At 70.7% G+C, this 13,028-nt stretch carries 13 protein-coding genes and 2 pseudogenes; 7 read left to right on the top strand and 8 right to left on the bottom strand.

All coding sequences use genetic code 11. The features are described from left to right. Positions 1–84 precede the first annotated feature (84 nt). Positions 85–258, top strand: a complete 174-nt coding sequence (locus HUV60_RS26105) for a hypothetical protein (RefSeq protein ID WP_257849647.1) — start codon at positions 85–87, stop codon at positions 256–258. Positions 259–383: 125 nt separating this feature from the next. Here HUV60_RS26105 and HUV60_RS26100 read toward each other — a convergent pair whose 3' ends face one another. Continuing rightward, positions 384–1,217: an SDR family NAD(P)-dependent oxidoreductase gene (locus tag HUV60_RS26100; protein WP_257849646.1), complete on the bottom strand. Its 834-nt coding sequence runs from the start codon at positions 1,215–1,217 to the stop codon at positions 384–386. 168 nt (positions 1,218–1,385) lie between these two features. On the opposite strand from HUV60_RS26100, the gene HUV60_RS26095 reads away from it, so the two are divergent. Then, positions 1,386–2,333, top strand: coding sequence for a hypothetical protein (locus tag HUV60_RS26095; protein WP_257849645.1), 948 nt, complete (start codon positions 1,386–1,388; stop codon positions 2,331–2,333). A 46-nt stretch (positions 2,334–2,379) separates the two neighbouring features. Here the strand turns inward: HUV60_RS26095 and HUV60_RS26090 are convergent, their stop codons facing one another. Beyond that, entirely contained in the window at positions 2,380–2,796 is a 417-nt protein-coding gene (locus HUV60_RS26090; protein ID WP_257850262.1) for a Rieske (2Fe-2S) protein, read from the bottom strand. A 234-nt stretch (positions 2,797–3,030) separates the two neighbouring features. On the opposite strand from HUV60_RS26090, the gene HUV60_RS26085 reads away from it, so the two are divergent. Both HUV60_RS26085 and HUV60_RS26080 read left to right on the top strand, forming a co-directional pair. Beyond that, positions 3,031–4,086 (top strand): LacI family DNA-binding transcriptional regulator, encoded by a 1,056-nt coding sequence (locus HUV60_RS26085; RefSeq protein WP_257849644.1) that lies wholly within the window; start codon positions 3,031–3,033, stop codon positions 4,084–4,086. Beyond that, complete coding sequence (locus HUV60_RS26080) at positions 4,083–4,991, top strand: carbohydrate kinase family protein (protein WP_257849642.1); 909 nt, start codon at positions 4,083–4,085, stop codon at positions 4,989–4,991. The genes HUV60_RS26085 and HUV60_RS26080 overlap by 4 nt, the downstream gene beginning before the upstream one ends. A 119-nt stretch (positions 4,992–5,110) precedes the next feature. Here HUV60_RS26080 and uvrA read toward each other — a convergent pair whose 3' ends face one another. Continuing rightward, complete coding sequence (uvrA, locus tag HUV60_RS26075) at positions 5,111–8,104, bottom strand: excinuclease ABC subunit UvrA (RefSeq protein ID WP_257849641.1); 2,994 nt, start codon at positions 8,102–8,104, stop codon at positions 5,111–5,113. A 223-nt stretch (positions 8,105–8,327) separates the two neighbouring features. Here uvrA and HUV60_RS26070 point away from each other — a divergent pair, with 223 nt between their 5' ends. Further along, complete coding sequence (locus HUV60_RS26070; RefSeq protein ID WP_257849640.1) at positions 8,328–9,017, top strand: maleylpyruvate isomerase family mycothiol-dependent enzyme; 690 nt, start codon at positions 8,328–8,330, stop codon at positions 9,015–9,017. 10 nt (positions 9,018–9,027) lie between these two features. After that, the gene (locus HUV60_RS26065; protein WP_257849639.1) at positions 9,028–9,681 is read left to right on the top strand and encodes an MBL fold metallo-hydrolase; all 654 of its coding nucleotides are present in this window, start codon (positions 9,028–9,030) and stop codon (positions 9,679–9,681) included. A 257-nt stretch (positions 9,682–9,938) separates the two neighbouring features. Here the strand turns inward: HUV60_RS26065 and HUV60_RS26060 are convergent, their stop codons facing one another. Both HUV60_RS26060 and HUV60_RS34065 read right to left on the bottom strand, forming a co-directional pair. Then, complete coding sequence (locus HUV60_RS26060; RefSeq protein ID WP_257849638.1) at positions 9,939–10,100, bottom strand: hypothetical protein; 162 nt, start codon at positions 10,098–10,100, stop codon at positions 9,939–9,941. Then, the gene (locus HUV60_RS34065; protein WP_443047419.1) at positions 10,058–10,291 is read right to left on the bottom strand and encodes a hypothetical protein; all 234 of its coding nucleotides are present in this window, start codon (positions 10,289–10,291) and stop codon (positions 10,058–10,060) included. Before HUV60_RS34065 ends, HUV60_RS26060 begins: the two co-directional genes overlap by 43 nt. Positions 10,292–10,307: 16 nt before the next feature. On the opposite strand from HUV60_RS34065, the pseudogene HUV60_RS26055 reads away from it, so the two are divergent. Beyond that, positions 10,308–10,493 (top strand): annotated as a pseudogene (locus HUV60_RS26055) (MBL fold metallo-hydrolase); the annotation flags it as partial. Positions 10,494–10,566: 73 nt separating this feature from the next. Here HUV60_RS26055 and aroQ read toward each other — a convergent pair. The 3 genes and pseudogenes from aroQ to HUV60_RS26040 all read right to left on the bottom strand — a co-directional run bounded on the left by aroQ (position 10,567) and on the right by HUV60_RS26040 (position 12,845). Next, positions 10,567–11,040 (bottom strand): type II 3-dehydroquinate dehydratase, encoded by a 474-nt coding sequence (aroQ, locus tag HUV60_RS26050; RefSeq protein WP_257849637.1) that lies wholly within the window; start codon positions 11,038–11,040, stop codon positions 10,567–10,569. A gap of 175 nt (positions 11,041–11,215) precedes the next feature. Further along, a pseudogene (locus HUV60_RS26045) lies at positions 11,216–11,458 on the bottom strand (ionic transporter y4hA); the annotation flags it as partial. A 382-nt stretch (positions 11,459–11,840) separates the two neighbouring features. Further along, positions 11,841–12,845, bottom strand: a complete 1,005-nt coding sequence (locus tag HUV60_RS26040; protein ID WP_257849636.1) for a TerC family protein — start codon at positions 12,843–12,845, stop codon at positions 11,841–11,843. Between the last annotated feature and the right edge of the window lie 183 nt (positions 12,846–13,028).

Below are 13,028 nucleotides of genomic sequence, written 5' to 3'. Positions count from 1 at the left end.
AGCGGGAAGGTGGGGGGTCCGGCCCCTCGGGCGGGATGCCAGCAGGATGCGGACGCGGTCACGAGTCGGAGGGCTGGTCGGACAATGCGACAGACACGGATCGAGAAAACACGACGGCCGGCCGCCCGCGCCCGTCGGCACACGGACGAGACGGCCACCCTCTTCGAGTCCCTCGACCCGCGCGACCCCGACATCGTGCGCGCCAAGCGCCTGGGTCGGCGTCCGCAGGGCGGCCGGGACGCGGCAGGACGGTCGTAGGGAAGTCACGGGGACCCTTCCCGGAGCCCGTCGATGAACAAGTGACGTGCTTCCAGCGCCTTGTGGCGATCCGGCCGGCAATGTGACCTTGTGGAACACACCACTTATGCTCCGCCGGTCCCCCGTCAGGGCGCCAGGGGGCGGTTCGTGAGGTGATGTCCGTTTCGAAGTGAGGCTGGGGTGGGGCTGCCGGTCCCGTCGGCCCTCCTTGTTTCCTCACTGGTGGCCGCGCCACTGGGACGGAGCTGTCCGCGGAGCCCTCGTCGGCCGACGGCTCCCTTCGGGTGGTGGCGGCGCAGGCCGGCGGCGAGGACACGGTCCGGCGTGCGGTCGGACAGCATCCGGCCCAGGCCCATGATCAGGGCGGCATCCCGGCCGGCGGTGCAGCGGGTGCGCGGGCGGCGGGCCGTCACGGCTTTCGCGACGACTCGGGCGGCGGCACCGGCGGTCAGGCCCGACGCGGTGCCCGAGGCCGTCAACTCGTTGTTCGCCCGGACCAGGCTGCCGTGGCGCTCTTCCTGCTCCGGCGTCATCCGGGCGGCCAGGTCGTCCGCCGTCGCGATCCCGCGGGCGGCCGTCTCCGTGCGGACGCCGCCGGGCTCGGCCACGACCACCTGGACGACCAGCGGCGCGGCCTTCCGGCGGAGCGAGTCACCGACCGCCTCCGGGGCGAACTCCGCACCGGCGTACGCGCCGTATGCGGCCATGGCGTGCTTGTCTCCGATCGAGCTGATGTTGATCACGCGGCCCTTGTCGCACAGCAGCGCGGGCAGGAGCGCCTGGATGACGGCCAGGTGACCGAACAGATTGGCCTTGAGGACCTGCCGCCACTCGGCCATCGGCAGGACTTCGACCGGGACGTTCACCGGGACGCCGGCGTTGTGACGAGCGCCTGCAGCGGGCGCGGGTCGGCGGCGACCCGCGCGGCGAGCGCCGCGCGGTGCCCACGTGTAGGGCATCAGGTGTTGTCGGGAATTGGTCAACACGCTTCAATGCGGGGGAACTCGGGGGCCCTGAACGGCGGTGTACGGATGTGAGGACCCCTCCGCGCCGACAGGGAGGGCCCCGGGGTGCGCCGAGCGAACGGCCTGACCAGCCGTTGTGGACATTCAGAGAAAGGCCCCTGCATGCCGCACGCCACACCGCACACGGACACCACCACCGCGGAGCTGGACTCGGCCCTGCGCGGCGGCCCCTTCCATGTCGCCCTGCGGGCCGCGATAGCCGCTCGCGGCCTGCCGCTGCAACGGGTGCAGCACCATCTGTCGCGCCACGGCGTGAAGGTGGGGGTCACCAGCCTCAGTTACTGGCAACAGGGCGCCCGCCGCCCGCAGCGCGCCGAGTCGCTGCGGGCCGTACGGGCGCTGGAGGAGATCCTGGAGCTGCCGGAGGAGTCGCTGATCCGTCTGCTCGCCGAGTCCGACGAGCAGACCCCGGACGGCCGCCCCACGGGCCGTTCCTACCGCTCGCTGGTCGAGGCCTCCGGCGTCCTGGCGAGGCTGCTGGCCGAGCTCGACGCCACCCGGGACAGCGGGCTGCAGACCCTGGGGCACCATGAGCGGGTCCGGATCGGGGAGCACCGGGAGCTGGCGGAGCGTGAGTCCCACCACATCGTGCGCGCCCACCGGGACGGCATCGACCGCTTCGTGGCCGTCCACCACGGCGACCCCGGTGCCGCACCGGCCCGGATGACCGTGCACGCCCTGGACAACTGCCGTACCGGCCGCGTCCGCCGGCAGCAGGACACCGGCCTGCTCGCGGCCGAGCTGCTCTTCGACACACGGCTGCGGGCCGGTGACACGTTCCTTTTCCGGTACGCCGTGGAGGACGGCACCGCCGGTGTCTCACGCGAGTACGTGCACGGGACGGACTCCCCCGGCGGCCAGTACGCGCTCCAGGTGTGCTTCGACACCGGCGTCCTCCCGGCGCGCTGCCACCGGTTCACCCAGCACTCCGCGGCGGCGCCGCGCGGCGGCCGTCAGGAGCTGGCGGTCAGCGCCCGACACCGCTCGGTGCACCTGGTCGAACCGCGCGTGCGAACGGGGTACGTGGGGATCGGCTGGGACTGGGACTGAACCTCGCCTCCGAGCTGGGCCGGTCCTTGCGGCTCGGCCCAGCGGCTCAGGTCTGCGGCCTCGCGACGATCGTGCCGTTGCGGACCTCGACGGAGAGCGGTGTCAGCGGTGCCGCCGGCTCGCGCAGCCCCTTGCCGGCGGTGGCGTCGAACTCGCTGCCGTGACAGGGGCAGATCGGCTTCGTCCCCTCCAGTTGGCTGATGGGGCAGCTCGCGTGCGTGCAGAGGGTGCTGTACGCCGTGAAGGAGCCGTTCCCGTCCCGGCTGACCACGATGTCGTGGTCCCGGAACGGCTTGCTGCTCCCTGGGGCGACCTCGCCCTCCGTGCCGAGTCCGACGGGCCCTGCCGGCTGCGAGGGCCTCTCCTCGCCCCCCCCGCAGGCGGTGAGGCCGAGTCCGGCGACAGGGGTGAGGGCCATACCTCTGAGGACGGTACGACGGCTCGCGGCGGATCGGCCGGGCAGGGGATCTTCGCTGGTCGGGCGGTGGTACGGGGCGACCACACCGGGAGTGCCCCTTCCGCTTGCCGGGTGGGGGGCGGGTGAGGACGGTGGGACGGGGCTGGCCGGGACCGGACGTGCCCGAGCGACGTAAACGTTTGCGCAAGCGTTTACGCCTACCGTCGGATGAGATAGTTTCCCCGTCACGGAGCCTCGACGAGGCACCCGCGCCGGCCGGATGCGCGAAGGGAGTGGGCGATGGCGACCATGACGGACGTGGCGCGGTGCGCCGGGGTCTCGGTCGCGACCGTCTCGCACGTCCTGAACGGCACACGTCCGGTGCTCCCGCACACCCGCCGGGCGGTCCTGGACGCCGTCGAGGAACTCGGCTACACCCCGAACACGCTGGCCCGCTCGCTGGTGACCTCCCGCACCCGTTCGATCGGGCTCGCGGTGTCGGCGATCAGCAACCCGTACTTCACCGAGATCCTCCAGGGCGTCGAGGCGGCCGCCCTGGAGTGCGGCTACAGCCTGCTCATCGCCGATCCGCACGACGACCCCGAGCACGAGCGCAAGGTGGTGCAGCTGCTGTACGAGCGCCGGGTGGAGGGCGTGGTCGTCGCACCGTCCGCGCAGCCGCGCGAGCTGCTCGCCTACCTCGGCCGCCATCAGGTGCCGGCTGTGTTCCTGGACCGGGTGGTCGGGGACTCCGAGGAGGGCGGCCCGCGCTTCGACCAGGTCTGCGCCGAGAACACCGAGCCGACGGCCGCGCTGGTCACGCACCTCGCCGGGCTCGGTCACCGCCGGATCGCCCTGGTCGCGGGGCGGCCCGGGTTCAGCACCACCGCCGAGCGGATCACCGGCTACCGGCACGGCCTGGCGGGCGCGGGGCTGCCGTTCGACGAACGGCTCCTGGTGCACGGCGACTCCGAGTCGGCCGGCGCCGAACGCGCCACCGGTGGCCTGCTCTCCCTCGGCGCTCCCCCGACCGCGCTGGTCACCGGGAACAACGCCATGACGATCGGCGCGCTGCGCGCCCTGCGCGCCCGCGGTCTCTCCGTGCCCGGGGACATCGCACTGTGCTGCTTCGACGACTTCGCCTGGGCGGACCTGTTCTCCCCCCGGCTCACCGCGGTCGCCCAGCCCGGCAGGGACATCGGCACCCGTGCCGTCCAGGTGCTCCTGGACCGCCTGGCCGCGCCGGACCGGCCCGCGCGGACCGAGCGGCTCTCCTGCGCCTTCGTGCACCGCACGTCCTGCGGCTGCCCGGACACGGCAGCCCCCCACGGAACCCGAGAAAGGGACCCCTCGTGATCGTCGTAGCCGGTGAGGCACTGATCGACCTGGTACCGCAGGGCGCGGGCGCGCTCGCGGCGTTGACGCCGGCGCTCGGTGGCGGCCCCTACAACACAGCGGTGGCACTGGGCCGTCTCGGCTCCCCCGCCGTCTTCTGCTCCCGGGTGTCCCGCGACGCCTTCGGCGAGGCACTGCTGGACCGGCTGCGCGAGACCGGAGTGGCGGTGTCGTCGGTGCAGCGGGGTGACGAGCCCACGACGCTCGCCGTCGCCACGGTCGCGGCGGACGGCTCGGCGGTCTACTCCTTCTACGTGGAGGGGACGGCGGACCGGCTCTTCGCGGTGCCGGACGCCTTGCCGGCCGGCACCCGCGCGGTGTCGTTCGGCACCTGCTCCCTCGTGCTGGAGCCAGGAGCGAGCGCGTACGAAAAGCTGATGCGCACCGCCCACTCACGGAGCGTGTTCACGGCACTGGATCCCAACATCCGGCCGGGGCTGATCCCGGACCCCGACGCCTACCGGAGCCGGTTCATGAGCTGGCTGCCGTCGGTGTCGCTGCTGAAACTGTCCGAGGAGGACGCCCGGTGGCTCGGCGGCACCCCCGCCCGGTGGCTGGCGGCCGGTCCGGCGGCGGTCGTGGTCACCCGGGGCGGTGACGGGCTGACCGTGTTCACCCGGGAGGGCGGCGAGTACACCGTGCCGGGTGAGCGGGTCGCGGTGGTGGACACGATCGGCGCGGGTGACACCGTCACCGCGGCGCTGCTGCACGGTCTGGCGGCCCGGGACGCGCTCAGTGAGCGGGGGGCGGCCAAGCTGGGCGCGGACGGCTGGCGGGAGCTGCTCGGTTTCGCGGCGCGCGCGGCGGCGATCACCTGCTCACGCGCGGGCGCGGAGCCTCCGTACGCCCACGAACTGGAGGCTTGAGGCCCACGTCCCAGGCACGAGGGGGGATCGGCCGGGCGGATCGTACGTGCCGCAGGCCTCCGCACCGTACCGCTCGCCCCAACCGGACGGATCCGGGTCCGTCCGGCCGGGCAGACAGGTCAGGTCTTCGCCGTCCGGGCCGCCCCCTTCCCGGCGGTCCTGGCGGCGGCCGTCCTGCCGGCAGGTGTCTTGGTGACGACCGTCTTCTTGGCCGTGGCCTTCTTCGCCGCCACCTTGCGCGGGGCCGTCACCGGGGCGGCGTCGCTGATCCGGTCCGCTCCGAGGACGTCGCGCAGGAACTTGCCGGTGTGGCTGGCCGGGACGGCGGCCACCTGCTCGGGCGTGCCCTCCGCGACGACCAGACCGCCGCCGGAGCCGCCCTCGGGGCCCATGTCGACGACCCAGTCCGCAGTCTTGATCACATCGAGGTTGTGCTCGATGACGATGACCGTGTTGCCCTTGTCGACCAGGCCGGAAAGGACGGTCAGCAGCTTGCTGATGTCCTCGAAGTGCAGTCCGGTGGTCGGCTCGTCCAGGACGTAGACCGTGCGGCCGGTGGAGCGCCGCTGCAACTCGCTCGCGAGCTTCACCCGCTGGGCCTCGCCGCCGGACAGGGTCGTGGCCGCCTGGCCGAGCCGCACGTACCCGAGACCGACGTCGTGGAGTGTCTTCATGTGACGGGAGATCGCCGGGACGGCCTCGAAGAAGTGCATGGCCTCCTCGATCGGCATGCTCAGGACGTCGGCGATGGACTTGCCCTTGTAGTGGACCTCCAGGGTCTCCCGGTTGTAGCGGGCGCCGTGGCAGACCTCGCACGGGACGTAGACGTCCGGGAGGAAGTTCATCTCGATCTTGATGGTGCCGTCGCCCGAGCAGTTCTCGCAGCGGCCTCCCTTGACGTTGAAGGAGAACCGGCCGGGCATGTAGCCGCGGACCTTCGCCTCCGCCGTCTCGGCGAACAGCTTGCGGACATGGTCGAAGACACCGGTGTACGTCGCCGGGTTGGACCGCGGGGTGCGCCCGATGGGCGACTGGTCGACGTGCACGACCTTGTCGACGAGGTCGTCGCCGTCCACGCGCGTGTGCCGGCCGGGGACGTGGCGGGCGCCGTTCAGTTCGCGGGCCAGGTGGGTGTACAGGATGTCGTTGACCAGCGTGGACTTGCCGGAGCCGGAGACGCCGGTGACCGCCGTGAACACGCCGAGGGGGAAGGACACCTCGATGTCCCGCAGGTTGTTCTCGCGGGCTCCGTGCACCGTGAGCCGACGCGACGGGTCGAGCGGGCGGCGGACGTCCGGCAGCGGGATCGCCTTCCGGCCGGACAGGTACTGCCCGGTCTGTGACTCGGTGTTCTCGAGCAGTTCCTTCAGGTCTCCGCTGTGTACGACCCTCCCGCCGTGCTCACCGGCGCCCGGACCGATGTCGACGATCCAGTCGGCGACCTTGATGGTGTCCTCGTCGTGCTCGACGACGATGAGCGTGTTGCCCATGTCGCGGAGCCTGACCAGCGTCTCGATCAGCCGGTGGTTGTCACGCTGGTGCAGGCCGATGGACGGCTCGTCGAGGACGTAGAGGACACCGACGAGGCCGGAGCCGATCTGGGTGGCCAGGCGGATGCGCTGGGCCTCACCGCCGGAGAGGGTGCCCGCCGCGCGGTTCAGCGAGAGGTAGTCGAGGCCCACGTCGACCAGGAACCGCAGCCGCTCGTTGACCTCCTTCAGCACCCGCTCGGCGATCTTCTTGTCACGGGCGGAGAGCTTGAGCTCGCCCAGGAAGTCCGCGCACTCGCTGATGGACATGGCCGAGATGTCGGCGATCGACTTCCCCATCACCGTGACGGCGAGGACGATGGGCTTGAGACGGGTGCCCGCGCAGGAGGCGCAGGCGACCTCTCGCATGTACCCCTCGAAGCGCTCGCGGCTGGCGTCGCTCTCGGCCTCGCTGTGCCGGCGCCTGATAAAGGGAAGGGCCCCCTCGAAGGCCGTCGTGTACCGGCGCTCGCGCCCGTACCGGTTGCGGTAGCGGACCTCCACCTGGGTCTTGTGGCCGTTCAGCAGGGCCTTCTTGGCTCGCTGCGGCAGACCGGCGAAGGGGATGTCGGTGCGGAAGCCGAGCGCGTCGGCGAGGGCGCCGATCAGCCGGGCGAAGTAGTCCTTGGTGTGTCCGTGCGACCAGGGGTGGATGGCGCCCTCGTCGAGACTCTTGTCCGGGTCGGGGACGATCAGTTCCGGGTCGACCTCCATACGCGTGCCGATGCCGCCGCACTCGGGGCAGGCTCCGAAGGGCGAGTTGAAGGAGAAGGAGCGGGGCTCCAGTTCCTCGAAGGACAGGTCGTCGTAGGGGCAGTACAGGTGCTCGGAGAACATGCGCTCGCGCTCGGGGTCGTCCTCCGGGAGGTCGACGAAGTCGAGCACGACCATGCCGCCGGACAGGCCGAGCGCGGTCTCGACGGAGTCGGTGAGGCGGCGCTTGGCGGTGTCCTTCACCGTGAGGCGGTCCACGACCACCTCGATGGTGTGCTTCTCCTGCTTCTTCAGCGTGGGCGGGTCGGACAGCTGGACGGTCTCGCCGTCCACCCGCGCGCGGGAGTAGCCCTTGGTCTGGAGCTCGGCGAAGAGGTCGGCGAACTCGCCCTTGCGCTCCCGCACCAGCGGCGACAGCACCTGGAAGCGGCTGCCCTCCGGCAGCTCCAGCACCCGGTCGACGATGGCCTGCGGCGACTGGCGCGAGATGGGCCGGGAGCACTGGGGACAGTGCGGCTTGCCGATGCGCGCGAAGAGCAGCCGCAGGTAGTCGTAGACCTCGGTGATGGTGCCGACCGTGGAGCGCGGGTTGCGCGAGGTCGACTTCTGGTCGATGGAGACGGCCGGGGACAGTCCCTCGATGAAGTCGACGTCCGGCTTGTCCATCTGGCCGAGGAACTGCCGGGCGTACGAGGAGAGCGACTCCACATAGCGCCGCTGTCCCTCGGCGAAGATCGTGTCGAAGGCCAGCGAGGACTTGCCCGACCCCGACAGGCCCGTGAAGACGATGAGCGAGTCACGCGGGAGGTCGAGCGAGACGTTCTTGAGGTTGTGCTCGCGCGCTCCACGGACGATGAGACGGTCGGCCACGCCGGTCCGCACCTTTCTTGAGGGAAGTGACAGGGGCGGGACCCCCGTGCCTTCTCACACTGGGGCGAGCCACTGACAACGCCGGTCGGATTCACGGGTTCACAACAATCCCCGGCTCTCCAGCATGCCCGACGCCGCATCCGAGCTTATAGCACGTGTATTCGATTCACGCTCTTCTTTCGCCGCCTTCACCCGAAGGTGTGGCGGGACTAGGGTCGGCGCCATGATTGATCACGCTCATGACCTGGCGTCCGTACACGACGCGACCGAGCGGCTGCTCCTCGCGGTCGGCACACTGGACAACGCCGCTGTGACGAAGGCGTCACGGCTTCCGGGCTGGACCCGTGGACATGTGCTGGCCCACCTCGCACGCAACGCGGACGCCTTGGTGAACGTTCTGGAGGGGCGACCCATGTACGTCTCCGGCGCCGCGCGGGAGGCCGATATCGGGCGGGACGCCCTGCGTCCCCTCGACGTCCAGCTCGCGGACCTGCGGGAGACGGCGGCCCGCGTCCAGCAGGTGGGTGCGGCACCGGCGGACTGGTCGCGCACCGTGGAACTGCGCGGCGGTGTCACGGACCGGGCGGCCCGGGTGCCTTTCCGGCGCTGGGTCGAGGTGGAACTGCACCACGTGGACCTCGATGTCGGCTACGAGCTGGAGGACCTTCCGGCGGAGTTCACCGAGCGGGAGATCGGCTTCCTGGCGGCGCGCTTCGACGGCCACCAGGACGTGCCCACGACCCGCCTGACCACCACCGGCGGCCGGACCTGGAGCACCGGAGGCGGGGCGGCCGGCGACCCGGTCGAGGCCGGGGGGCCACCAGCCGAGCTGCTCGGCTGGCTCGCCGGGCGCCGTGACGGCTCGGGGCTGACGGTGACGTCCGGCACCCTGCCCGCCCTCCCTCCGCTATAGGCTGGCCGCCATGACGTACAGCGGGCGTGTGACGGTCGGCGGACCGGCCGACGTGCACGAACTCAAGGACCTGATGATCACCAAGGTCGCCGTCGGCCCCATGGACAACAACGCCTATCTGCTGCGTTGCCGGGCCACCGACGAGCAGCTGCTGATCGACGCGGCCAACGACGCGGACACCCTGCTGAGCACGATCGGTGACGACGGCATCGCCTCCGTCGTCACCACGCACCGCCACGGCGATCACTGGCAGGCACTCGACCGGGTGGTGGCGGCCACCGGCGCCCGCACCCACGCGGGCCGGGACGACGCCGAGGGCATCCCGGTGCCGACGGACGTCCTGGTCGACGACGGCGACACGATCAGGGTCGGACACGTGGAACTCACCGCGCGTCACCTCGTCGGCCACACGCCCGGCTCGATCGCCCTCGTCTACGACGATCCGCACGGGCATCCCCATCTGTTCACCGGGGACTGTCTCTTCCCCGGCGGTCCTGGCCGGACAACAGAGCCGGAGGAGTTCGACTCCCTGATGAGCGACCTGGAGACCAAGGTGTTCGACGTCCTCCCCGACGAAACGTGGGTCTATCCCGGGCACGGCAACGACACCACCCTCGGCGCGGAGCGGCCCAACCTCGCGGAGTGGCACGCACGGGGCTGGTGACCGAGGGCGACTGGATTTGCACGGCCGCACCCCACCCCCTCAGGGACGCGGCGCAACGGCTGCCCCCCACCCACTGGCGCCAGAGCGCGCTCCGTAAGACCGGTGCCGACCGCGCCTCTGCCGACCCGACGTCCAGGTCCACCATCCGATTGGGTCCCGCGGCTCACTGCTCGGAGTCTGACCTCAGGGCCCCCGCCCCGCGCAGCAGAGGGCTTGCACGGCCGGTCGGGTCGGCGGGCCCTCCTATGCTCCGGCTGCTACCTGCCGGCGCTCGTCACGTATACGTCCAAGGTGATCGGCTCGTAGAAGCTGCCCGCCTGACCCCACCAGCCGTCGCTGCGGGCACCCTCGCTCTTGAAGCCGGGCTTCGACGAGATCAGGACGGACTCACGCCCGCTCGCCGAAGCGCCACCGCCCATGACCTGCCGCCCGTCCGGACAGACGTACGACCTCGGTGACGTCCGCCGACGCAGCCGACCGCAATGTTCAGCGGTCCGGCGCTCGGCCCGGCGAGGAACGCGCGGGCGGCCTGGGTGGTCGCGGCGATCAGCTCCGGGATGCCGGGGGTGCTGAGGACGGCCGCGGTCTCCTCCTGGTCCCGGCCGGTCATCTGCCGGACCGCGGGGTTCCCCGGCGGTGTGGGCAACACTCAGAAGGACCCGGAGGCGTTCGCCCGACCGCTCCATGACGTCGAGACGAAGATCTTCGACGTGCTCCTGGACGAGACCTGGGTCCACCCCGGGCACGGCAACGACACCACGCTGGGCGCGGAGCGCCCGCAACTGCCACAGTGGCACGCACGAGGCTGGTGAGGGGCGGCCGGGCGGCACGGCCCCACGGCCCGGGCGCAGGTCCGGCGTGAGCCCCGCCTTTCCAGGGCGGGGCTCACGCCGGTGCCCGCCCGGTGCCGGCCAGCGCCGCGATCCGCTCCACCGCGAACACGTACCCCTGGACCCCGCAGCCCGCGATGACCCCGTCGGCCCGCAGCGAGACGTAGGAGTGGTGCCGGAAGGACTCGCGCCGGTGGATGTTGGAGATGTGGACCTCCACCACGGGCAGTCCGTCGCAGGCGTTGAGGGCATCCAGGATGGCGACGGAGGTGTGCGAGTAGGCACCGGGATTGATCACGATGCCACTGTGGTTCAGCCGCGCCTCGTGGATCCAGTCCACCAGCTCGCCCTCGTGATTGGACTGCCGCAGGTCCACCGTGCCTCCGTGGGCGCCTGCCGCCTCGACACACAGCACCTCCACGTCGGCGAGCGTCTCGGAGCCGTAGATCTTCGGCTGCCGCTGCCCGAGCAGGTTCAGATTGGGACCGTTGAGAATCATGATCGGGGCATCGGCCAGGCTGCGGTGCACAGTTCCTCCGGTCCGTTCGAAAAAGATCGGGAAAAGGTCTATCACGCCCCATGCCGATGGTTGCCCCGGTACCGCCGTGCCGACGGAGCCCTCCGGGTGGGGGTGCGTCGGCACGTGGGTCTGCGCGGGACACGCCCCCGCCCGGAGGCGGTTTCCAGGTTCGGTGCTACGGGTTGATCGCCAGTTCGAGATAGGCCGCGAGGATCACCAGGTGCACCCCGAACGGTTCACCGACCCGGTGGGCCACCACCTCCGCGTGGTGCACCGCGGCCAGCACAGCTGCCGCCAGCGCCACGACCGTCACGGCGATGACCACGCCGGACAGTTTGCTTCCCCAGGTCAGAGCCAGGAGAACCACAGCGAGGACGGGTACCGCGGTCGTCCACCGGCCCGCGAGTGTTCTGCTCGAAGTGTTCATGCGGAGCCCTCGGACCTGAACGGACCCCGGAGTTCGGCCGCTCGGCGCCCCGAGGGATGAATCATCATATCGGCCACTTGAAGACTCCCGCCCTGTGCGGGTGTCCGGCCGTGCGACCGGTCTCGCCGACACCCGGCGGACCCGATCGCTCGCGTCGTCCCTGTCGTTTCGAGGTGGTGGTCGTGGTGGTCGCGCATGATCTCCTCTACTGGCTGAGGGGACGGTCATGGGCGGACGGCAGTGAGCGTGGCCGCGTCCCCCCGCGGGTTGTTCTTTCCTGGTCCGGCAGGGGACAGGCAGATGCCGGGAGCGGGGCGCGACTGCCTGCCGCACCCCGCTCCCGGAAACCCCCTGCCCGTCCCCGGACGGGCAGGACGTCGGGTCAGACGTCGACGCTGTCCTTGTCGGTGCCCTCGGACCGGCCTTTCTCCGCCTGGCCCTTCAGCGCCTGCTTCTTGGAGGCCCTGAGGCTGGTGATCGTGGTGACGACCAGGACACCGCAGATCACAGCCAGCGACACCGGGATGCTGATCTCGGGAACATGCACCCCGGACTCGTGCAGTGCGTGCAGGACAAGCTTCACGCCGATGAAGCCGAGAATGATCGACAGGCCGTAGGACAGGTGGACCAGCTTCCGCAGCAGACCGCCGATGAGGAAGTACAGCTGCCGCAGACCCATGAGGGCGAACGCGTTCGCGGTGAACACGATGTACGGGTCCTGGGTCAGACCGAAGATCGCGGGGATCGAGTCGAGCGCGAAGAGCACGTCCGTGGTGCCGATGGCGAGCATCACGACCAGCATCGGGGTCATGACCCGCTTGCCGTTCTGCTCGATCCACAGCTTGGTGCCGTGGTACCGGTCGGCCACGCCGAACCTGCGCTCGGCGGCCTTGAGGAGCTTGTTCTCCTCGAACTCCTCGTCCTCCTCGTCGGCGCGGGCCTCCTGGACGAGCTTCCAGGCCGTGTAGATCAGGAAGGCACCGAAGAGGTAGAAGACCCACGAGAAACTGGCGATGATCGCGGCGCCCGCGGCGATGAAGATCGTCCGCAGCACCAGGGCGATGACCACACCGATCAGGAGCACCCTCTGCTGGTACTGCGACGGCACCGCGAACTTCGCCATGATCAGGACGAAGACGAACAGGTTGTCTACGCTCAGAGATTTTTCGGTGATGTAGCCGGCGAAGAACTCACCTGCGGGTTGCCCTCCACCGAAGACCAGCAGGCCGAGCCCGAAGAGCACGGCCAGGACGATCCAGACAACGGTCCAGGTCCCGGCTTCCTTGAGGGAAACGTCGTGCGGCTTGCGCCCGATGAAGAAGTCGATCGCGATGAGGGCGACAAGGCCCACGACGGTCAGGACCCAAAGGGTCGGGGTAACGTCCACTGCGCCTCCGGCAGATACGTCTCACGGGAAATGTCAGCGTCATCGCTGCCGGAGGTCTCTTCCACCCAGGCCCTTTGGTGCTTGCCGGCACCCGGACGGGCCCATGGGCCGACGCCCCGGGATCAGGCCTGATCCGTATTGACGGGGTCGCCGCACAGACGGGGAGTACTCCCCTCCGTGTGC

Source organism: Streptomyces sp. KMM 9044 (genome assembly GCF_024701375.2).
In the GTDB taxonomy this organism is placed as follows: Bacteria; Actinomycetota; Actinomycetes; order Streptomycetales; family Streptomycetaceae; genus Streptomyces.
This window is presented reverse-complemented; position numbering and strand designations above follow the sequence as displayed.